General features: G+C 75.0%; 2 protein-coding genes. Both read left to right on the forward strand.

Annotation, left to right across the window (positions count from 1 at the left end; all coding sequences use genetic code 11):
• The first annotated feature begins 2 nt into the window (after positions 1-2).
• Positions 3-11,399, forward strand: coding sequence for a type I polyketide synthase (locus AB0I18_RS18230; protein WP_363106506.1), 11,397 nt, complete (start codon positions 3-5; stop codon positions 11,397-11,399).
• Positions 11,400-11,431: 32 nt separating this feature from the next.
• Positions 11,432-24,019, forward strand: coding sequence for a type I polyketide synthase (locus AB0I18_RS18235; RefSeq protein WP_363106507.1), 12,588 nt, complete (start codon positions 11,432-11,434; stop codon positions 24,017-24,019).
• Positions 24,020-24,021: the final 2 nt, after the last annotated feature.

Here is a 24,021-nt window from a genome sequence, read left to right on the forward strand (position 1 = left end):
ACATGGCTGAAGCAGAGAAGCTGGTCGAGTATCTCAAGCGCGTCACGGCCGAACTGCACGAGACCCGGGGGCGGCTGCGCCGGGCGGAGGCCGGCCTGCGTGAGCCGATCGCGATCGTCGGCATGGCCTGTCGGCTGCCCGGGGGCGTCAACTCCCCGCAGGACCTGTGGGAACTCGTGGCCGCCGGCCGCGATGCCATCGGTGAGGTGCCCGCCGAGCGCGGCTGGGACGTCTCGTTCCCCGGGGGCTTCCTGCCGGACGTGGCCGGCTTCGACGCCGCGTTCTTCGGGATCTCACCGCGCGAGGCCGCCGCCATGGACCCGCAGCAGCGGCTGCTCCTGGAGACCGCCTGGGAGGCCTTCGAGCGCGCCGGGATCGACCCCCGGTCGGCCGCCGCGAAGCGCACCGGAGTGTTCGCCGGGCTCGTCGCGCAGGACTACGGACCCCGGCTGGACGAGGCACCCGACGACGTCGGCGGACACGTCCTGACCGGTACGACGGCGAGCGTCGCCTCCGGCCGTATCGCCTACACCTTCGACTTCGAGGGCCCGGCGGTCACCGTGGACACCGCCTGCTCGTCCTCCCTGGTCGCCCTGCACCTGGCGGCCGACGCGCTGCGGCGCGGTGACTGCGACCTGGCCCTGGCCGGCGGGGTGTGCGTACTGTCCACGCCCGGCACGTTCCTGAGCTTCGAGCGGCAGGGCGGGCTGGCCGCGGACGGCCGCTGCAAGGCGTTCGGCGCGGGCGCGGACGGCACGGGGTGGTCCGAGGGCGCCGCGCTGCTGCTCGTCGAGCGGCTGTCGGACGCTCGCCGCAACGGCCATCCGGTCCTCGCGGTCGTCCGGGGCTCGGCGGTCAACCAGGACGGCGCGTCCAACGGCCTCACCGCGCCCAACGGCCCCGCGCAGGAGCGGGTCATCCGGGCCGCGCTCGCCGACGCGGGACTGACCGCCGCCGACGTGGATGCGGTGGAGGCACACGGCACCGGCACCCGGCTCGGAGACCCCATCGAGGCCGAGGCGCTGCTGGCGACATACGGACACCATCGTGAACGGCCGCTCCATCTGGGCTCGTTGAAGTCGAACATCGGACACACGCAGGCCGCCGCCGGTGCCGCCGGGGTCATCAAGACCGTGCTGGCCCTCCGGGAAGGCGTGCTGCCGAGGACCCTGCACGTGGCCGAGCCGAGCGGTGAGGTGGACTGGGACTCGGGCGCGGTACAGCTGCTGACGGGGCCTCAGCCCTGGCCGGAGACGGGGCGACCGCGCCGGGCGGCCGTGTCGTCGTTCGGGATCAGCGGCACCAACGCCCATGTCATCGTCGAACAGCCGCCCGCCGACGACGGCATCGACCCGGCCGGTCCCGAAGCTCCGCGCGCCGAGCCCTTCGCCGCGCCGCCCTTCCTGGCCTGGCCGCTCACCGCCCGCTCCGAGGCGGCGCTGCGCGCCCAGGCCCGCACCCTGCACCGGTACGCCCGGTCGGCCGCGGCCGACGCGTCACCCGCCGACATCGCCCGGTCGCTCGCCACCACCCGGACCGCCATGGAACACCGCGCGGTGGCCCTCGCCCCCGACGGCGACGGCCTGCACGTCCTGCTGGAGCGGATCGCCGACGGCGCCACCGTGCCGGGAGTGGTCCGCGGCACCGCTTCCGGCCCCGCCCGCACGGTCCTCGTCTTCCCCGGCCAGGGCTCCCAGTGGGCCGGCATGGCGGTGGACCTGCTGGACGCCTCCCCGGTGTTCGCCCGCCGGATGGCCGCGTGCGAGGCGGCCCTCGCCCCGTTCACCGACTGGACCCTCACCGACGTACTGCGCGCCCCCGACGCCGCCGAGCTGCTCACGAAGGTGGACGTGGTCCAGCCCGCACTGTGGGCGGTCATGGTGTCGCTCGCCGAACTGTGGGCGTCCTGCGGTGTACGGCCGGACGCGGTCGTGGGCCACTCCCAGGGCGAGATCGCAGCCGCCGTCGTCGCCGGTGCGCTGACCCTGGAGGACGGCGCCCGTGTCGTCGCCCTGCGTTCCCGGGCACTGACCGAACTGCCCGACCGCGGCGGCATGCTGTCGCTCACCGAACCGGCCGACGCCGCGCGCGCCCGGCTGGCCGGCCGACCGGACCGCCTCGACATCGCCGCCGTCAACGGCCCCTCCTCGGTGGTCGTGGCGGGTGATGACAGCGCGCTGGACGAGCTGGCGGCCGACTGCGCGCGCGACGGGGTGCGCGCCCACCGTGTCAACATCGACTACGCGTCCCACTCGCGGCGGGTCGATGTCCTGGAGGAGCGGCTCGCCGAACTCCTCGCCCCCGTACGGCCCCGCGCCGCCGCCACCCCCTTCTACTCACCGCTCACCGGCAGCCGCCTGAACACCACCGGGCTCGACGCGGGCTACTGGTACCGCAGCCTGCGCCACACCGTCCGCTTCGAGGAGGCCACCCGCGCCCTCCTGGACGACGGCCACACCCTGTTCATCGAGGTCAGCCCCCACCCGGTCCTCGTCGCCGCCCTCCAGGGCACGATCGACAGCGTCACCGGGCACACCGGCATCGAGCAGACCGGCACGGAGCAGACAAGCACTGAGCACACAGGCACCGAGCACACAGGAACCGCGGGCATCGCCGCATCGCCCTCCGGCACCGACGGCGCCGCCGCCCTCGGCACGCTGCGCCGTGGGCCGGGCGGCCGGCCCGAACGGTTCGTCGAGGCGCTCGCGGAGGCCTACACGCACGGAGCACCGGTCGACTGGACGGCCCTGCTCACCGGCTGCGCCGCCGGCGCCCGCCGCGTCGAACTGCCCACGTACGCCTTCCAGCGCTCCCGGCACTGGCTCGACCGACCCGACCAGACCGCTGCCGACCCCGGCACCGCCGCCCTGTGGGAGGCCGTCGACCGCGGGGACCTGCCCGCCGTCGCCGAGCAGTTGGGCGTACCGGCCGACGACTCCCTCGACAGCACCGTGCGCGCCCTGGGCGCGTGGCGGGCCGACGCCCGGCAGACCGCCGTGCTCGACCGCATGCGCTACCGGGTCACCTGGAAGGCCGTGCCCGCGCCGGAGGGGGCCGCGCTTTCCGGGGACTGGCTGCTCCTGGTGCCCGGTGGAGCAGACGCCCCCGGCGCCGACCTGGTCTCCTGGGCCGCGTCCGCCCTGTCCGAGCACGGCGCCGCCCGGGTGGAGCGGATCCCGGTCGACGCCGCGACCGGACGCGAGGAACTCGCCGGGCTGCTGCGCGCGCACGGGCCCGCCGCCGGAGTCGTCTCGCTCCTCGGAGTCGATGCGGCCCCCCACCCCGGCCATCCGTCCGTTCCGGTCGGCGTCGCCACCACCCTGACCGCCGTACAGGCCACCCTGGACGCCGGCACGACCGGCCCGCTGTGGTGCCTGACCCGGGGCGCGGTCACCACCCACGACGGCTCCGACGGCCCGGCCGAGGCGGAGATCAGCCCTGAACAGGCGCAGATCTGGGGACTCGGCCGGGTCGCCGGGCTGGAGGCGCCCGCCGCCTGGGGCGGTCTGGTCGACCTGCCGCCACGGCTCGACGCCGCTGCCGCCCGCACGCTGTGCGCCGTACTCGCCGAGCCCGGAGACGAGCAGGAATGGGCACTGCGCGATGACGGACCCCGGGTCCGCCGTCTCGTCCGGGCCCCGCGCCGCACCGTCCGGCCCGCCCGCGGCTGGCGACCCCGCGGCACGGTGCTGGTCACCGGCGGGACCGGTGCCCTCGGCGGTCACGTCGCCCGTCGACTGGCCCGCGAGGGCGCCGAGCACCTGGTGCTGACCAGCCGCCGCGGCGCCGAGACGCCCGGCGCGGGCGAACTCGCCCGGGAACTGCGCGACCTCGGCGCCCGCGTCACCCTCGCCGCCTGCGACGCCGCCGACCGCGACGCGCTGGCCGGCGTCCTCGCGGCGATCCCCGCCGAGCACCCGCTCACCGCCGTCGTGCACACCGCGGGCGTCAGCGCTCTGGAGCGGCTCGACACGACCACCCCCGCCGACCTCGCCGCGACGGCCGCGGGCAAAGTCGACGGTGCACGCCATCTGGACGAACTCCTCGCCGGGTACGACCTCGACGCCTTCGTCCTGTACTCCTCCGTCGCCGCCGTGTGGGGCGGTTCCCACCAGGCGGCCTACGCCGCGGCCAACGCCCATCTCGACGCCCTCGCCGCCCGCCGCCGCGCGCGCGGACTGACCGCCACCTCGGTGGCCTGGGGCAGTTGGGCCGGCGGCGGCATGGTCGACGACAGGATCCAGCGCGTGTTCGAGCGGATCGGCGTACGGTCCATGAAGCCGGACACCGCCCTCACCGCACTGTGGGACGCCCTGGGCCGCGACGAGACCCAGCCGGCCGTCACGGACATGGACTGGGCGGCGTTCGGACGGAGCTTCGGCCTCGCCCGGCGCCGCACCCTCATCGACGAGATCCCCGAAGCCGCCCCCGCGGCGCACACCGCCGAGCCCCAGGGGCGTACGGCGGACACCTCCGCCCTCGCCGGACGGCTGACCGGCCTCACCGAGCGCGAGCGCGACCGTCTGCTGCTCGATCTCGTACGGTCCGCCACGGCCGCCGCCCTGGGCCACGCGGGCGTCGACGCGATCACGGCCTCCGACAGCTTCCGCGACCTCGGCACCGACTCCGTCACCGCCGTGGACCTGCGCAACCGGCTCACCGCGGCCACCGGCCTGCGACTGCCCACCACCCTCGTCTTCGACCACCCCACCCCCGCCGCCGTGGCCGCCGCCCTGCGCGTGCTGCTGGTCACCGAACCGTCCCCGACCTCGGCTCCGGCCCCGGCCCTGGCCGCCGCGTCGGCCTCCGGCGCCCGCCCGGTCGCGGAGGACCCCGTGGTCGTCGTCTCCATGGCCTGCCGGCTGCCCGGCGGCGTCCGCTCGCCCGAGGACCTGTGGCGGCTGGTCGCCGAGGGCCGCGACGGCATCACGGCCTTCCCCGCCGACCGGGGCTGGCGGCCCGCCGCCTCCGTCCCCACGGCCGAGGGCGGCTTCCTGTACGACCTCGCCGACTTCGATGCCGCGTTCTTCGGCATCTCGCCGCGTGAGGCGCTGGCGATGGACCCGCAGCAGCGGCTCCTCCTGGAGACCTCCTGGGAGGCGCTGGAGCGGGCCGGCATCGACCCCCTGTCGCTGCGCGGCAGCCGCACCGGCGTCTTCGTCGGCGCGGGGAACTTCGACTACGCCACGCTCGCCGTCACCACCGAGGAGGGCCGGGACTACGCCCTCACCGGCTCGGCCGGCAGCGTGGCCTCCGGCCGGATCGCGTACACCCTCGGCCTGGAGGGCCCGGCGGTCACCGTCGACACGGCCTGCTCCTCCTCGCTCGTCGGCCTCCACCACGCAGTCCGGGCGCTGCGCGACGGCGAGTGCGGCCTCGCCCTCGTGGCGGGCGTCGCGGTGATGTCCACCGCCGTGGCGTACGAGGCGTTCGCCCGCCAGGGCGGCCTCGCCCCCGACGGCCGCTGCAAGGCGTTCGCGGCGTCCGCCGACGGTACGGGCTGGTCGGAGGGTGTGGGCGTACTGGTGGTGGAGCGCCTGTCGGACGCGCGGCGGGGCGGGCACCCGGTGCTGGCGGTGGTACGCGGCTCCGCGGTGAACCAGGACGGTGCCTCGAACGGCCTGACCGCGCCGAACGGTCCGTCCCAACAGCGGGTGATCCAGGACGCGTTGGCGAGCGCCGGGCTCGCGCCGACCGACGTGGACGCGGTGGAGGCACACGGCACGGGCACCCGGCTGGGCGACCCCATCGAGGCGCAGGCGCTGCTGGCGGCGTACGGGCAGGACCGTGAACGGCCGCTGTATCTGGGGTCGTTGAAGTCGAACATCGGTCATACGCAGGCCGCCGCGGGCGTCGCCGGAATCATCAAGACCGTGCTGGCGCTCCGGACCGGCGTACTGCCCCGCACCCTGCACGTCGACGAGCCCACCCCCGAAGTCGACTGGTCGGCGGGCACGGTGGAGCTGCTGACGGAGGAACGGGAGTGGCCGCGGACGGGGCGGGCACGCCGCGCGGGTGTGTCGGCGTTCGGGATCAGCGGGACCAACGCCCACGTCATCCTCGAAGAGATCCCCGAGGATGTGCCGTCGGCGGACCCCGCCCGGCCGCTCCCCGCCGTACCCCTGCTCCTGTCCGCGCGGGGGCCGGCGGCCCTGCGTGCTCAGGCCGCCCGCCTGCGGGACGCCATGAAGGCAGACGCCGAGCGGGGAGACGGTGCGTCCCTGCACGACGTCGGCCTGACGCTGGCCGTCCACCGCGCCGCACTCGATCACCGAGCCGCCGTGCCGGCCCCCGACCGGCAGTCCGCCCTGGCCGCCCTCGACGCGCTGGCCGAGGACCGTCCCGTCCGAGGGCTCCTGCGCGGGGTGGCCGCCGAGGCGGGCCTCGCGGTGGTGTTCTCGGGCCAGGGATCGCAGCGGATCGGGATGGGGCGTGAACTGTACGAGGCCTTTCCGGTGTTCGCCGCCGCCTTCGACGAAGTGTGCGCGGCCTTCGGGGACTTGCTGCCGCGCCCCTTGAAGGAGTCGGTGTTCGACGGCCCGGCGGACGAGCTGGACACCACGGGGGTGGCCCAGCCCGCGCTGTTCGCCGTGGAGGTGGCCCTGTTCCGGCTGCTGGAGTCGTGGGGGGTACGACCGGATGTCCTGCTGGGACATTCGCTGGGCGAACTGGTCGCCGCGCACGTGGCGGGCGTGTGGTCGACGCGGGACGCCTGCCGGGTCGTCGCGGCGCGGGGCCGGCTGATGCAGGCGCTACCGTCCGGCGGTGCGATGTGGGCCGTCCAGGCCGCGGAGACCGAGATCGCGGACCTGCCCGGGGTGTCGGTCGCGGCGGTGAACGGCCCCTCCTCGCTGGTGCTGTCCGGGGTGCGGGACGCGGTACGGGAGCAGGCCGAGCGGTTCGCCGCGGACGGGCGCCGGGTCAAACAGCTGACGGTCAGTCACGCGTTCCACTCCGCGCTCATGGAGCCGATGCTGGACGACTTCGCCGAGGTGCTGGCGGGCGTCGCGTTCCACGAGCCGACCATCCCTGTCGTGTCGAACGTGACCGGTCAGGTGGCCGCGGGGGAGTTGTGCTCCCCGGACTACTGGATACGGCACGTACGCGCCACGGTCCGGTTCGCCGACAGCGTCCGGACACTGCGGACCCGGCACGTGGGCACCGTGCTGGAGGTCGGCCCCGACGGCTCGCTGATGTCGATGGTGGAGGAGAGCGAACCGGAGCTGGCCGGAGTCCCGGCGCTGCGCCGGGACGGGGACGAGGCGACCGCGCTGCTGTCCGCGCTGGCGCGGCTCCACGTGCGCGGCGCCGACGTCGACTGGCGCGCGGTGTTCGCCGGAACCGGAGCCCGGCGCACGGAGCTGCCGACGTACGCCTTCCAACGCCGCCGCTACTGGCCGCGCACCGACGGCGCGCCCTCGGCCGCCACACTGGCCGCCGCGGGACTGGGCGCGGCCGGCCACCCCCTGCTGCACACCTGGCTCGTCCCGGCCTCCGGCGGCGAGGCCTTCGCGACCGGCCGGCTCTCGGCGGCGACGCATCCCTGGCTGGCGGACCACACGGTGCTCGGCACCGTCCTGCTGCCCGGCACCGCCTTCCTGGACCTGGCGTGCTGGGCCGGGCAGCGGCTCGGCTGCCCGGAGCTGTCCGAGCTGACCCTGTACACCCCGCTGGCGCTGCCCGGCGACACGGCAGCCGACCTCCACCTCGTGGTGGGAACGGCGGACGGGGCGGGGCGCCGCACGGTCGCCGTCTACTCCCGGCCCGTCGCGGCCGCAGCCGGCGACGATTCGACGAATGCTGACGGCCCACCGGACGACGACCGGCCCTGGACACGGCACGCCGAGGGAGTGCTGGTGCCCTCACTCGCCGCACCGGCCGAAGACCCGAGTACGTCCGGTACGGAGGCCGCTGCGGGGGCCGCCGGCCGGCACGCCGAGAGCACGTCCCCCCACGCTCGGCCGCGCTCGCCCGGGGGGACCCCCACGACGTCGCCCGCCACGTCTTCGGCACCGGTGCCGGCAGCGGAGCCCGTCCCTGCCGTGGCCTGGCCGCCGGCCGCCTGCACGCCCGTTCCGCTGGACGACTTCTACCCGGGCCTGATCGAGGCCGGGTTCGACTACGGGCCGTCCTTCCAGGGCCTTCGCTCGGTACGGCGCGCCGACGACACACCGGACGTGCTGTTCGCCGAGGTGGAACTGCCCGAGGAGGAACGGACGTCGGCAGCGCGGTTCACCGTGCACCCCGCCCTGCTGGACGCCGCCCTGCACGCCCTCGGCGTGGACCTGCCGCCCGGCACGCCCGCCCGGCTGCCCTTCACCTGGACCGGCGTACGGGTCCACGCGACCGGCGCCGACGCCCTGCGGGTCCGGCTGACCCGAGGCGCGGACGGGTCGGTCGCGCTGACGGCGGTGGATGTCGCGGGCGCTCCCGTGGTCACCGTCGACGGACTCGTGCTGCGCGAGGTGACGCCGGACCGGCTGCCGGCCGGCGCGGGCCCGGCCGATCCCGACGCCCTGTTCCGGATCGGCTGGACCGCCCTGCCGCCGGCCGGGGCGACGGCCCCCGTCGAGTGGCTCGCCCTGCCCGTCACCGACGACGGACACCCCTGCCCCGGCCGGATCGCGGGGCGGCCGGACGCCGTGGTCGCGTACTGCCCGCCCGGCGATGTGCAGGACGCGACCGCCTTCGTACTGCGGTTGCTTCAGGAGTGGCTGGCCGAGGAACGGTTCGCCGACACGCCCCTGGTGGTCGTCACCAGAGGGGCCGCGACGGTACCGGAGGCGGGCCTGCTGGGGGAGGCGGTCCGGCCCGGCGACGGAACCGACGGGACCGGTGGAACCGACGGGGCGGCCGAGGCGCTCGCCCATGCCGCCGCGGCGGGCCTGGTCCGCGCCGCACAGGCCGAACACCCGGGCCGCTTCCTGCTGTTGGACGCCGACGGAGCAGCACCCGTCGAACTGCCCGTCGCCGAGACCCTCGCCTGCGGAGAGCCCGACCTCGCCGTCCGCTCCGGACGCCTCCACGGCCGCCGCCTGCTGCGCGCCACGGACAGGGCGCCCCTCACCGAACCCGAACCGTCCGGCCCGTGGCGGCTGGACTCCACCCGCCGCGGCTCGATCACCGACCTGGCGCTGGTCCACCACCCGGACGTAGAACGGGAGCCCGCCCCCGGCGAGGTGCGGATCGCCGTCCGCGCAGCGGGAGTCAACTTCCGGGACACCATGATCGCCCTCGACATGTATCCGGGACAGGCCGAACTCGGCATCGAGGGCGCCGGAGTGGTCCTGAAGACCGGTCCCGGCGTCACCGGGTTCGTGCCCGGCGACCGGGTCATGGGCATGCTGGACGCCGCCTTCTCGCCGGTCGCCGTCACCGACCACCGGCTGCTGGCCCCCGTACCCGACGGGTGGAGTTTCGCGCGGGCCGCCGCCGTGCCCGTGGCCTACCTGACCGCCTGGTACGGGCTGCGCGACCTCGCAGAGCTCGGCCCGGGGCAGCGCGTCCTCGTGCACGCCGGGGCGGGCGGCGTCGGCAGTGCGGCCGTCCGGCTCGCCCGGCATCTCGGCGCCGAGGTGTTCGCCACCGCGAGCGCCGCCAAACACCCCGCGCTGCGCGCGGCCGGACTGGATGACGCGCACATCGCGGACTCCCGCGACACCGGCTTCCGCGAGCGGTTCCTCGCGTACACCGCCGGCGAGGGCATGGACGTGGTCCTCAACTCCCTCGCGGGCGAGTTCATCGACGCCTCACTCGAACTGCTGCCACGCGGCGGCCACTTCATCGAGATCGGCAAGACCGATCCGCGCGACCCCCGCCAGGTCGCCGCCGACCACCCGGGCGTCCGCTACCGGGCCTTCGACCTGGGCGACGCGGGCCCCGACCGCATCCAGGAGATACTCGCCGGCCTGTCCGCGCTCTTCACCGACGGCGACCTCACGGCGCCGCCCGTCACCACCTGGGACGTGCGCCGCGCGCCCGAGGCGTTCCGGGCCGTCGCCCAGGCCCGCCTCGTCGGCAAGGCGGTCCTCACCCTCGCCCCCGGCCCCGCCGCGGACGGCACGGTCCTCGTCACCGGCGGCACCGGCACCCTCGGCGCCCAGGTCGCCCGCCACCTGGCCGCCCGGCACGGCGTCCGGCGACTCGTGCTGACCTCCCGCTCGGGCGCGGCCGCCCCGGGCGCCGACGCGCTGCTCGCCGACCTCGCCGCAGCCGGCGCCGAGGCACGCGTCGCGGCCTGCGACATCGGCGACCGCGCCGCCGTCGGCGCCCTGCTGGACCGGATCGCCGCCGACGGCCACCGGCTCACCGGCGTCGTGCACTGCGCCGGAACCGTCGACGACGGAGTCCTCACCTCCCTCACCCCTGACCGCCTCGGTCCCGTCCTGCACGCCAAGGCCCACGGCGCCCGCCACCTGCACGAACTGACCCGCGACCTGGACCTGTCGCACTTCGTGCTGTTCTCCTCGGCCTCCGCCACCTTCGGCGCCGCCGGACAGGCCAACTACTGCGCCGCCAACGCCTACCTCGACGCCCTCGCCGAGCGGCGCGCGGCCGACGGACTGCCCGCCGTGTCCATCGCCTGGGGCCTGTGGGAGCAGACCAGCGGCATGACCGCCGCGCTCGGCGAACGAGACCGGGAGCGGCTGCGCCGTACCGGCACCACCGCCCTGTCCACCGAGCGCGCCCTCGCCCTCTTCGACACCGCGCTCACCGCCTCGGGCCGCACGGTCACGGCCGCCCCCCTCGATCTCGCCGCACTCCGCGCCCGCCACCGGGACCGGCCCGCGCCCGCCCTGCTGCGCGAACTCCTCGCCACCGGCCCGCGCCGCGCCGCGACCGCCGTACGGCACCGGGCCGCGGACCCCGGCGCCGACTTCGCCGCCCGGCTCGCCGCGCTGCCCGCCGACGAGCGCACCGCCTACGTCCTCGCCCTGGTCCTGGACCACACCGCCCAGGTCCTCGGCCACGCACGGGCCGACGACGTCGATCCCGACCAGGCGTTCAAGGACCAGGGCTTCGACTCGCTCACCGCGGTCGAACTGCGCAACCAGCTCCGGTCGGCGACCGGACTGACCGCCCCGGCGACGCTGATCTTCGACCATCCCTCGCCCGTCGCACTCGCCGACCACCTGCTCCGGCAGGCCGTGCCCGCCGGGCCCGGCCCGCAGGAGCGGCTGCGACGCGACCTCGACCGTCTTGAGACGGCCGCGGAAGCACTGACACCCGACGATCCGGACCATGCCGAGGTGGCCGACCGACTGCGCAGAATCCTGCACCGGCTCGACGCCCCCACGTCCGCCGCGGCCGAAACGGCCGACGGCGGGGAGACGCTCCACGCGGCCACCGCCGACGAGGTTCTCGCCTACATCGACAGCCAGTTCGGCGACCTCACCTGACCCCCGTACCGTACGGCCGAATCGGAGTACCCGTGGCGAACGACGACAAGGTTGTTGACTATCTCAAGCGGGTGACCGCCGACCTCCAGCGCACCCGCAAGCGGCTGCTAGAACTGGAGACGGACCGCCGGGAGCCCGTGGCGATCGTGGCGATGGCCTGCCGTTTCCCCGGCGGGGTGAACGCCCCCGAGGACCTGTGGGACCTGGTCCGTGAAGGCCGGGACGCCATCGGCGAGTTCCCTGGCGACCGGGGCTGGCGCACCGACGCGCTGGAGGCCGCGGGCGTCCGTCTGGAGGGCGGATTCCTGCCCGGCGCGGCCGAGTTCGACGCCGACTTCTTCGGCGTCTCGCCGCGTGAGGCGCTGGCGATGGACCCGCAGCAGCGGCTCCTCCTGGAGACCTCCTGGGAGGCGGTCGAACGCGCCGGCCTCGACCCGGCCGCACTCAAGGGCACCGACGGCGGAGTCTTCGTCGGCATGACCGACCAGAAGTACGGACCGCGGGACGACGAGGCCCTGCGCGAGGTCCGGGGCCATGTGCTCACCGGCACCACCAGCAGCGTCGCCTCCGGCCGCCTCTCCTACTTCTACGGCCTGGAGGGCCCGGCGCTGACCGTCGACACGGCCTGCTCCTCCTCCCTGGTCGCGCTGCACCTGGCCACCCGCGCGCTGCGTGCCCGTGAATGCTCCTTCGCGCTGGTCGGCGGCGCGGCCGTGATGGCCGACCCCGGGCTGTACGAGGAGTTCCTGCTGCAGGGCGGCCTGGCGGGCGACGGCCGTTGCAAGTCCTTCTCGGCCGCCGCCGACGGCACCGGCTGGGGCGAGGGCGTCGCCGTCCTCGCCCTGCGCCGGCTGTCCGACGCGCAGCGCGAGAAGCAGCGCGTGCTCGCCGTGGTACGCGGCACCGCCGTCAACCAGGACGGTGCCTCCAACGGACTGACCGCTCCCAACGGCCCCTCCCAGCAGCGGGTCATCCGTGCCGCGCTGGCCGACGCCGGGCTCAGCCCCGCCCAGATCGACGCCGTTGAGGCACACGGCACCGGCACGCGGCTCGGGGACCCCGTCGAGGCCCAGGCACTGCTCGCCGCCTACGGCCAGGACCGGCCCGAGGGGCGACCCCTGTGGCTGGGCTCCCTGAAGTCCAACATCGGCCATACGCAGGCCGCGGCCGGCGTCGGCGGTGTCATCAAGACCGTGATGGCACTCCAGGAGGGCGTACTGCCACGCACCCTGCACGCGGACGAGCCCACGACCGAGGTGGACTGGTCTTCGGGCGCGGTGGAGTTGCTGGCCCAGGAGCGGGCATGGCCGGAGACGGGCCGCCCGCGCCGGGCAGGGGTGTCGTCGTTCGGGATCAGCGGCACCAACGCCCACGTGATCCTGGAACAGGCCCCTGCCACGGAGGCATCCGTGGCGGCAACCCCCTCTCCTGCGGGCTCCGCAGGCGAAGAGCCCGCGGTCGCGGGGGCGGCCGGCGTGGACCCTGCCGCTGCGGGCTCCGTCGCCGAGGCTCCTGCTGCCTCGGGTGCCGTGCCGGCGGGTTCGGCTGTTGGGGAAGCCCCCGAAGCGGCCTCCGCCCCGGCTGCCGTCGGCGTCGGGACTTCGGCTCCCGAGATCCATGCCGCTGTCGAGTCTCCGGCCGACGACACCCCGGTACCCCTACCCGTACCCCTGCTCCTCTCGGCCCGCGGCCCCGAAGCACTGCGTGCCCAAGCCGGGCGGCTGCGCGACCTCGTGGCGCGCGAGCACGCTCCCGCGCCGCTGTCCGTCGCGCGGGCGCTCGCAGGCTCCCGCGCCCGTTTCGCGCACCGGGCCGTCGTCGTGGGCACCGGACGCGACGAACTCCTCGCGGGACTCGACGCCCTCGCGCACGGCCGCCCCGACGCCCGCGTCGTGCGCGGCACCGAGGGCCGGGCCGGACCGCTCGCGTTCCTCTTCACCGGCCAAGGCGCCCAGCGAGCCGGCATGGGCCGCGAACTGTACGCCGCCCAGCCGGTGTTCGCGGCGGCCTTCGACGCCGTACGCACCCGGGTCGACCCCCGCCTGGACCGACCACTCGCCGAAGCCCTCGACTCCGAGGAGCTGATCGGCCGGACCGCGTACACACAGACGGCCCTGTTCGCCTTCGAGGTCGCCCTCTACCGGCTCCTCGAACACTGGGGCCTGACGCCCGACTACCTGCTCGGCCACTCCATCGGCGAACTCGCCGCCGCGCACGTCGCCGGCGTGCTCTCCCTCGACGACGCCTGCACCCTGGTCGCCGCCCGTGCCACCTTCATGCAGGCGCTCCCGGAAGGCGGCGCCATGCTCGCCGTCGAGACCGCCGAGGACGACGTACCCGGCCTCCTCGACGCAGCCGGAACCGCCGCCCTGCTCGCCGTCGCCGCCGTCAACGGCCCGCGCGCCACCGTGCTCTCGGGCCCGGCCGACGCGGTGGACGCCACGGCCGCGCTCTGCGCGGAACGCGGTCTGCGGACCCGGCGCCTCCAGGTCAGCCACGCCTTCCACTCCCCGCTGATGGAACCGATGCTCGACCGGTTCCGCGAGGTCGCCGAGAGCCTGACCTTCCACGCGCCGCGCATCCCCGTCGTCTCCAACGTCACCGGCGGACTCGCCACCGAGGAGCAACTCCGCTCGCCCGACTACTGGGTACGGCACGTGCGCGAGACCGTACGGTTCCACGACGGCGTACGCCTGCTCGGCGAACTCGGCGTCGGAGCCTGCCTGGAACTCGGCCCCGGCGGCGTCCTCAGCGTGCTGGCCCGCGACAGCCTGGCCGACCTGCCCGGCGGCGCCGCCCCCGCGCTCGTCGCCTCGCTGCCGCGCGGCCACCACGAACCGACCGCCCTGCTGACCGCGCTCGGCGAACTCCACGTCCGCGGAGTCGCCGTCGACTGGGCCGCCGTGCTCGGCCTCTCCGAGGGCCCCGCAGTGGACCTGCCGACCTACCCGTTCCAGCGCAGCCGCTTCTGGCTGCCCGCCACGGCCGGAACCGGCGCCGTACTGCTGAGCGCTCCGCCGCCCGCCGCCGACGGGCGGACCGCCGTATCCGGTCGCTCCATCGACCTCGACCATTCCATCGATCTGGACCTGGTGCGACGGGTCGCCGCCGCCGTGCTCGGCCACTCCTCCCTGGACGCCGTCCCACCGGACCGCTCCTTCAAGGAACTCGGCTTCGACTCGTTGTCCGCCGTGCGGTTCCGCGACAGCCTCGCCGAGGAGAGCGGACTGCCGCTGCCCGCCACACTGGTCTTCGACCATCCGACCCCCGAAGCGGTCGTCCGCCATCTCAACGACGAACACACCGACACCATCGTCAGCGCCCGCTCCCGTGCCTCGGACGAACCGCTGGCCGTGGTCGGCATGGCCTGCCGCTACCCGGGCGGTGTCAGCAGTCCCGAAGACCTCTGGCAGTTGGTCGCCTCGGCCGGTGACGGCGTCACCGCCTTCCCGCGCGACCGGGGCTGGGACCTGTCCGAGCGGCGCCGGATCGACGGCCGCACCCCGACCACCGGCGGATTCCTGCACGGCGCCGCCGAGTTCGACGCGGCGTTCTTCGGCATCTCACCGCGTGAGGCGCTGGCGATGGACCCGCAGCAGCGGCTGCTCCTCGAAACCTCCTGGGAGGCCCTGGAACGCACCGGCCTGGACCCGGCTTCCCTGCGCGGCAGCCGGACCGGCGTCTTCGCGGGCATCGCGGGCTCCGACTACGCCGAGGTACTCGCGGCCACCGCCGAGACCGAGGGCCACGTCATGACCGGCACAGCGGGCAGCGTCGTCTCCGGGCGCATCTCGTACGTGCTCGGTCTCGAAGGCCCGGCGGTCACCGTGGACACGGCCTGCTCCTCGTCCCTGGTCGCCCTGCACCTCGCGGGGCAGGCCCTGCGGGCGGGTGAGTGCGACCTCGCGCTCGCGGGCGGCGTCACCGTCATGAACACCATCGGAGGCTTCCTGGAGTTCGCCCGCCAGGGCGGCCTCGCGTCGGACGGCCGGTGCAAGGCGTTCTCGGACACCGCCGACGGCACCGGCTGGGCCGAAGGCGCGGGCGTACTGGTGGTGGAGCGCCTGTCGGACGCGCGGCGCAACGGTCATCGGGTGCTGGCGGTGGTGCGGGGTTCGGCGGTGAACCAGGACGGTGCGTCGAACGGTCTGACCGCGCCGAACGGCCCGTCCCAACAGCGGGTGATCCGGGCGGCGTTGGCGACTGCGGGGCTCGCTCCGACAGATGTGGACGCGGTGGAGGCGCATGGGACGGGCACCCGGCTGGGCGATCCGATCGAGGCGCAGGCGCTGCTGGCGACGTACGGCCGCGACCGACCCGTCGACAGGCCCCTGTGGCTGGGCTCGCTGAAGTCCAACATCGGCCACAGCATGGCGGCAGCCGGTGTCGGGGGTGTCATCAAGACAGTGATGGCGCTCCGGGAGGGTGTGTTGCCACGCACCCTGCACGTGGACGAGCCGACGAGTCAGGTGGACTGGTCGGCGGGCACGGTACGGCTGCTGACGGAGCATCAGTCGTGGCCGGAGACGGGGCGCCCGCGCCGGGCGGGCGTGTCGTCGTTCGGCATGAGCGGCACCAACGCCCACCTCATCCTCGAACACGCCCCTGAAGAACCCGCCCCTGAAGTACCCGGCGGCGCTGACAAGGGCGACGAAACCGCCGCACGCCCCTGGCTCCTCTCCGCCCGAACCCCTGAGGCCCTGCGCGCCCAGGCCGCCCGCCTCGCCGACCATCTCGACCACACCGACGCCGACGAGGCAGCCGTCGGCAGGGCACTGCTGAACAGCCGCTCGCTCTTCGAGCACCGAGCGGTCGTCATCGGCCACGACCGCGCCGAACTGCTGACCGGCGTACGAGCCCTCGCCGACGGCACGGCCACCGCCCCGACGGTGATCAGCGGTATCACCGGACCGGTCGGCCGCGGCCCCGTGTTCGTGTTTCCGGGTCAGGGGTCGCAGTGGGTGGGGATGGGGGTGGAGTTGCTGGAGTCCTCGCCGGTGTTCGCGGGGCGGATGGGTGAGTGTGAGCAGGCTCTGTCCGCGTTCGTGGACTGGTCGCTGATCGAAGTCCTGCGCGGGGGCGGGGAGTTGGACCGGGTGGACGTGGTCCAGCCGGTGCTGTGGGCGGTGATGGTGTGCCTTGCCGAGGTGTGGCGCTCGTACGGGGTGGAGCCGGCCGCCGTGGTCGGCCACTCCCAGGGGGAGATCGCCGCCGCGGTGGTGGCGGGAGCGCTGACGTTGGAGGACGGCGCCAAGGTGGTCGCACTCCGCTCGCAGGCGATCCTGGCGCTGTCCGGGCAGGGCGCGATGGCTTCGGTGCAGCTGCCGGTCGACGACGTACGCGCCCTGGGCGCGGTGGCGGACGGTCGAGTCGACGTGGCCGCCGTCAACGGTCCGTCCTCGGTGGTCGTCGCGGGCGCTCCCGCCGACGTCGATGAGGTGGTCGCCGAGGCTGTCGCGCTGGGGGTGCGGGCCCGGCGGGTCGAGGTGGACTATGCCTCGCACTCCGCGCAGGTGGAGGAGATCCGCGATGAACTCCTCGACGTGCTCGACGGGTTGGCACCCTGTGCCTCCCGCGTGCCCTTCCACTCCACGGTCACCGCGGACCGGTTCGACACGGTGGGGCTGGACGGCGAGTACTGGTACCGGAATCTGCGTTCCACCGTCCGCCTCGAACCCACCGTCACCGGTCTGGTCGAGGCCGGACACCACGTGTTCGTCGAGATCAGTCCGCACCCAGTACTGACCGCGCCCATCGCGGAGACCGCCGAACGCGCGGGCGTCGAGCCGCTCGTCGCGGGCACCCTGCGCCGGGGCGAGTCCGGCCTCGCCCGTGTGTTCGCCTCGCTCGCCGAACTGGCCGTGGCCGGTGTACGCGTGGACTGGACGCCGGCCTACGCCGACCACCGGCCCGCATCGCCCGAGGCGCCGGTCGAGCTGCCGACCTACCCGTTCCAGCGGAGCCGTCACTGGCCGCAGACGCTGCCCGGCACTCCCGTGGCGGACCCGGCACACGAGGAGTTCTGGCGGGCCGTCGAGGAGCAGGACGTCACCGCCCTCGCCGCCGCCCTGGCCCTGTCGGCCGACGAACCGGCGCTGCGCACCGTCCTGCCCGCGCTCTCCTCCTGGCGCCGGGAGCGTCGCGAGCGCACCGCCGTGGACGCCTGGCGCTACACCGTCGACTGGCGCCCGCTGACCCGGCCGGCCGCTCCCGCCGTGCTCCCGGGCACCTGGCTGATCGCCGTACCCGAGGCCCTGTCCGACGATCCGGCGCTCGCCGCGGCGGCCGCCGCCGTACAGGAGCGTGCCGAGCACGCCGTACTGCTGGCCGTGTCCGCGGACGACACCGCGGACACCCTCGCCGACGAGGTCCGGGCCGTCGGGCCTACCGGAGTGGTCGCGCTCACCGGCGCCGACACCACACCGCACCCCGCCGACCCGGTGGTGCCGACCGGACTCGCCACGACCCTGGCCCTTGTCCAGGCGCTCGTCAGGACGGGCGCGGCCGCCCCGTTGTGGTGCCTCACCCGCGGTGCCGTGGGCACCGCGGACGACGCCGGACCCGCCGACCCCGCCCAGGCAGCCGTCTGGGCACTGGGCCGCTGCGCCGCCGTCGAACTGCCGCAGCACTGGGGTGGGTTGATCGACCTGCCGACCGCCGCCGACGCGGCCACGCAGGAGCAGCTCCTCGCCGTACTCGCCGCGGACGACGGCGAGGACCAGGTCGCGCTGCGGGCCGGCGGGATCTTCGCCCGCCGTCTCGTCCACGCCACCGCCCCGGCGCGCGAGGGCTGGACCCCGCGCGGCACCGTGCTCGTCACCGGCGGCACCGGCGCCCTGGGCGCCCATGTCGCCCGCTGGCTCGCCCGCGACGGCGCTGACCACCTCGTTCTGCTCAGCAGGCGGGGGGCCGCCGCCCCGGGTGCCGGCGAACTCCGCGCCGAACTGGAGGAGTCGGGCGTACGGGTCACACTGGTCGCCTGCGACACCAACGACCGCGCCGCCCTGGCCGCCGCCCTCGCCGACATCGAAGGTGACGGCGACGGACCCGGAGACGGCAGCGGAGTCGGAGGTGGCTACGGAGGCGGCGACCGGATCCGGGCCGTCGTGCACGCGGCCGGCGTCGGCGTCCTCGGTCCCGTCGCGGAGGCACCGTTCGAGGATCTGGTCACGGTGCTGGCCGCCAAGGTCGCGGGCATCGAGAACCTCGAAGCGGTCCTCGACCCGGAACAGCTCGACGCGGTCGTCTACTTCTCGTCCATCACGGCCGTCTGGGGCGCGGGCGACCACGGCGTCTACGCCGCGGGCAACGCGGTGCTCGACGCGCGGGCCGAGCGGCGCAGTGCCGACGGCGTGCCGACCCTCTCCGTCGCCTGGGGGCCGTGGGCGGGCGGCGGCATGGTCTCCGACACCATCTACGACCAACTCCGCCTGACCGGCCTGCCCGTCATCGATCCGCAGACGGCGATCGCGGGCCTGCGTACCGTCCTCGCCGACGGCGAGACCTCGGTGATCCTCGCCGACGTCGACTGGGAGCGGTTCGCCGAGGTCTTCACCACGGGCCGCCGCAGCCATCTGCTGGACGACATCCCGGAAGCCCGGCCCGCCGCACCCGAGCAGACGCCCGGGGTCGAAGCCGGCGCTCCGGCCCCGGAACTCGCCCGCCGCCTGGCCGGTGTCGACCAGGCCGCGCGCACCCGGGCCCTGCGCGACCTCGTACGTGAACACGCCGCCGCCGTCCTCGGACACCCCGATCCGGACGCCGTCGACCCCCGACGCGCCTTCAAGGAGCTGGGCTTCGACTCGCTCACCGCCGTCGACCTGCGCAACCGGCTCACCACGGCCACCGGAGTACGGCTGCCCAGCACGCTCGTCTTCGACCACCCCACCATGACCGCGCTGGCCGGCTTCCTCAGCGACCGTCTCTTCGGCGCACAGGACCGCCCGGCCCCCGTGGTGGTCAGGGCCGCCGACCGCGACGACCCCATCGCCGTCGTCGCGATGGGCTGCCGCTTCCCTGGCGGCATCGGGTCCCCCGAGGACCTGTGGCGGGCCGTCGGCGAGGAGGCGGACCTCATCACCGCCTTCCCCACCGACCGCGGCTGGCCACTGCACCGGCTGCACGACCCCGACGAGGCCACCCCCGATTCCAGTTACGTCGACCACGGCGGCTTCCTCGGCGACGCGGCCCACTTCGACCCGGCGTTCTTCGGCATCTCGCCGCGCGAGGCGCCGGCGATGGACCCGCAGCAGCGGCTGCTCCTCGAAACCTCCTGGGAGGCGCTGGAACGGGCCGGCATCGACCCGTCGGGTCTGCGCGGCAGCCGTACGGCTGTCTACGTCGGCGTCAGCGAACAGGGGCACACCGCCCGCCTGTTGAACGCGGCCACCGACGTCGAGGGGTTCTTCGCCACCGGGGCCGCCGCGAGCGTGGCCTCCGGCCGAATCTCGTACACCCTCGGCCTGGAGGGCCCGGCGGTCACCGTCGACACGGCCTGCTCCTCCTCCCTGGTCGCCCTGCACCTGGCGGTGCAGGCCCTGCGGGCGGGGGAGTGCGACCTGGCGCTCGCGGGCGGCGCGACCGTGATGTCCGAGCCCGCCTCCTTCGTCGGCTTCAGCCGTCAGCACGCGCTGGCCCGCGACGGCCGCAGCAAGTCCTTCGCGGCCGCGGCCGACGGCTTCGCCCTCGCCGAAGGGGCGGGCATGCTGGTGGTGGAGCGCCTGTCGGACGCGCGGCGCAACGGGCACCCGGTGCTGGCCGTGGTATGCGGCTCCGCGGTGAACCAGGACGGTGCCTCGAACGGCCTGACCGCGCCGAACGGCCCTTCCCAGCAGCGGGTGATCCTCGCGGCGCTGGGCGACGCGGGACTGTCGCCGGTGGACGTGGACGCCGTCGAGGCACACGGCACCGGGACCCGGCTGGGCGACCCCATCGAGGCGCAGGCGCTGCTGGCGACGTACGGGCAGAACCGCGAACAGCCGCTGTATCTCGGATCGTTGAAGTCGAACATCGGTCATACGCAGGCCGCGGCCGGTGTCGGCGGTGTCATCAAGACCGTGATGGCCCTACGAGAGGGCGTGCTGCCCCGCACCCTGCACGTCGACGAGCCCACCCCCGAGGTCGACTGGTCGGCGGGCGCGGTGGAGTTGCTGACCGAGGCCCGGGAGTGGCCGCAGGAAGCGGGACGTCCGCGCCGGGCGGGTGTGTCGTCGTTCGGGATCAGCGGCACCAACGCCCACGTGATCCTCGAACAGGCCGACGCCGACGCCGACACCCGTCCCGAACCGGAACCAGAACCGGAATCGGAACCGGACCCCGGTGAGACGGCACCGGTCGTCGTCGCGGCCGTCGTCTCCGCGCGGGACGACGAGGCACTGCGCGCCCAGGCCGCCCGGTACGCCGGACTCCTGGCCGACGAACCCGGAATCCGCCTGCCCGACCTGGCGTTCTCCCTCGCCACGACCCGGGCCGTCCTGCCCACCGCCGTCGTCCTGGTGGCCGCCGATCACGACGAACTCCACCGGGAACTCACCACGCTCGCCGAGAACGGCGCCCTCACCGCCGACGAACCGTCGGACGGTGGTCTGGGGCTGGTGTTCTCGGGTCAGGGGTCACAACGGGTCGGTATGGGGCGTGAGTTGTACGAGGCCTTCCCGGTGTTCGCGGGGGCGTTCGACGAGGTGTGCGCGGCCTTCGACGATCTGTTGCCGAAGCCGTTGCGGGACGTGGTGTTCGACGGTCCGGCGGAGCAGTTGGAGTCCACGGGCTGGGCGCAGCCGGCGTTGTTCGCGGTGGAAGTCGCGCTGTTCCGGCAGCTGGAGTCATGGGGGGTGCGTCCGGATGCGGTGCTGGGGCATTCCCTGGGCGAGTTGGTCGCCGCGTATGTGGCAGGAGTGTGGTCGCTGGCGGATGCGTGCCGGGTGGTGGCGGCGCGTGGGCGGTTGATGCAGGCGTTGCCGGCGGGTGGGGCGATGTGGGCGGTCGAGGCTTCAGAGGCGGAGGTTTCCGAGAGTGCCGACGTGCCGGGTGTGTCGGTGGCGGCGGTCAACGGTCCGTCGTCGCTGGTGGTGTCGGGCGCGGAGGCGGCCGTGCGGGAGGTGGCGGACGGGTTCGCCGCTCAGGGGCGTCGGGTGAAGCGGCTGGCGGTCAGTCATGCGTTCCACTCCGGGCTGATGGAGCCGATGCTGGCCGAGTTCGCCGAGGTGCTGTCCGGCGTCGCCTTCCACGAGCCGGTGATTCCGGTGGTGTCGAACGTGACCGGGGAGGTGGCGGGGGAGGAGCTGTGCACCCCGGAGTACTGGGTGCGGCACGTGCGCGCCACCGTCCGGTTCGCCGACAGCGTCCGCACCCTGAGGGCCCAAAGCATCGGTACCGTACTGGAGTTGGGCCCCGACGGCTTGCTCGCCTCCATGGTTCAGGAGACGGCTCCGGACCTCCTCGCCCTCGGAGCTCTTCGCAAGGGGCGGGACGAGACGCGTTCCCTGGTGGGCGCGCTCGGACGGCTGCACGTCCGGTCGGTGCCCGTGGACTGGTCGGCGCTCCTCGCCGGGACGGGCGCGCGGCGGGTGGACCTGCCGACGTACGCCTTCCAGCGCAGCGCCTACTGGCTGGAGACGACCCGGCAGCAGACGGAGGCGGAGACCTCCGAGGGCCTGTACACACCGGTCTGGCAGCCGGTGGAGACGGTCGCCGCACCGGAGCCCGGCGCGCACTGGGCGGTGCTCGGCCGGGCCGACGGGCGGGCCGGCACCCTGGCCAAGGCGCTCGCCCTGCACCGCGGCGGCGTCGCCGACGTCCACCCAGGACCCGACACCCTCGACGAGTCCGCCGATCTCCTCGTGCTGGCCCTGGAACCGGTGCCCGACAGCGGGCGGGAGCAGGCCGACGGCGCCGATCCCGCCGCCGTACGGCACACCACGTACGACACACTCAGCCGTGTCCAGGCCGTGCTCGGGCAGGAGCGGCTGTCCGGCGCCCGGGTGGTGGCCGTGACCTGCGGAGCGACCACCGGCGACCCCGCGCAGGCGGCGGCACAGGGGCTGCTGCTGTCGCTGCAGGCCGAACACCCCGACCGGTTCGTGCTGGTCGACCTGGCGGACGACGGCACCGACGCGCCCGCGCTGGCCTCCGCCGTGGCCACCGCGCTGACCGGTGCCGAGCCGCAACTCGCCGTCCGGAACGGGAAGGTGTACGCACCTCGCCTGACCGCCGCCGGGACTCGGCCCGGCGGTCCGACGCCGCGCGAGCACGGCACGGTGCTGGTCACCGGTGGTACCGGCGAACTGGGCGGGCTGGTGGCCCGGCACCTGGCGGCCGTGCACGGCGTACCGGACCTGCTGCTGGTCAGCCGCCGAGGCGCCGAGGCGCCGGGGGCCGGCGAACTGGCCGCCGACCTGGAACGGGCGGGCGCCCGGGCCGTCTTCGCCGCGTGCGACGTGGCCGACCGGGACGCACTGGCCGCCGTCCTCGCCGGGATACCGGCCGACCGGCCGCTGACAGGTGTGGTGCACACCGCGGGCGTGGTGGACGACGGTGTGGTCACCGCGCTCACACCGGAGCGGCTGGACACCGTGCTCGGCCCCAAGGCCGACGCCGCCCACCACCTGCACGAACTGACCCGCGACCTGGACCTGTCGCACTTCGTGCTCTTCTCCTCCGCCGTGGGCACCTTCGGCGGCGCGGGCCAGGCCAACTACGCCGCCGCCAACGCCTATCTGGACGCGCTGGCCCGCAGGCGCCGGGCGCACAGGCTGCCTGCGACCTCCCTGGCCTGGGGGCTGTGGGGGACCGGCGGCGGTATGGGCGGCCGGCTTGGCGAGGTGGACCTGCGGCGCATGGCCAGGGCGGGTGTGCTGCCGCTGGACGCCGGGCAGGGCCTCGACCTGTTCGACCGGGCGTGGGCCGGCGACGAGGCCGTCCTGGTTCCCATGCGCACCGACCCGGCCGTCCTGCGGGGCCGCGCCGCGGCCGGCACGCTGCCCGCGATGCTGCGCACCCTGGTCCCGGCACCGCAGGCACGGCCGGCCGACGATGCCGGGGCCGGGTCCGGACCCGGGTACGCGCGGCGGCTGGCGGCCCTGCCCGCCGCCGAACGCGCCCAGCGCCTGCTGGACCTGGTCAGGGCGCGCGCCGCGGCCGTCCTCGACTATCCGTCGCCGGAGGGCCTCGACCCGCGCAGGTCGTTCCGCGAGGTCGGATTCGACTCGCTGACCGCGGTGGAGCTGCGCAACAGCCTCGCCGCCGCGACCGGCCTGCCGCTGCCCGCCGCCCTGGTCTTCGACTACCCGACCCCCGCCGCCCTGGCCGAGCAACTGGAGCGCCGCCTCCTTGACCAGGCCGACCATGCCGGCCCGGCGAGGCGGCTCGCCGTCCCCGTTCTCCTCGATCAACTGGAGGCAGCGCTCGCCGAGTTGGCGGCCGGGGACCCGGAACGCCCGGGGATCGCCGCCCGACTACGGACCCTGGCGATCGTGGGTGTGCCGGCAACCGTCGGCGAGACCGGGGCCGCGCAGGACGCGGCGGGGATCGCGGGGGCCACGGAGGACGTCGGCACGCGGCTCGCCGGGGCCTCGGACGACGAACTGCTCGACTTCATCCGCTCGGAACTCGGCAAGGAGTGAAC

The sequence above is a fragment of the Streptomyces sp. NPDC050704 genome (assembly GCF_040654355.1).
Lineage (GTDB): Bacteria > Actinomycetota > Actinomycetes > Streptomycetales > Streptomycetaceae > Streptomyces.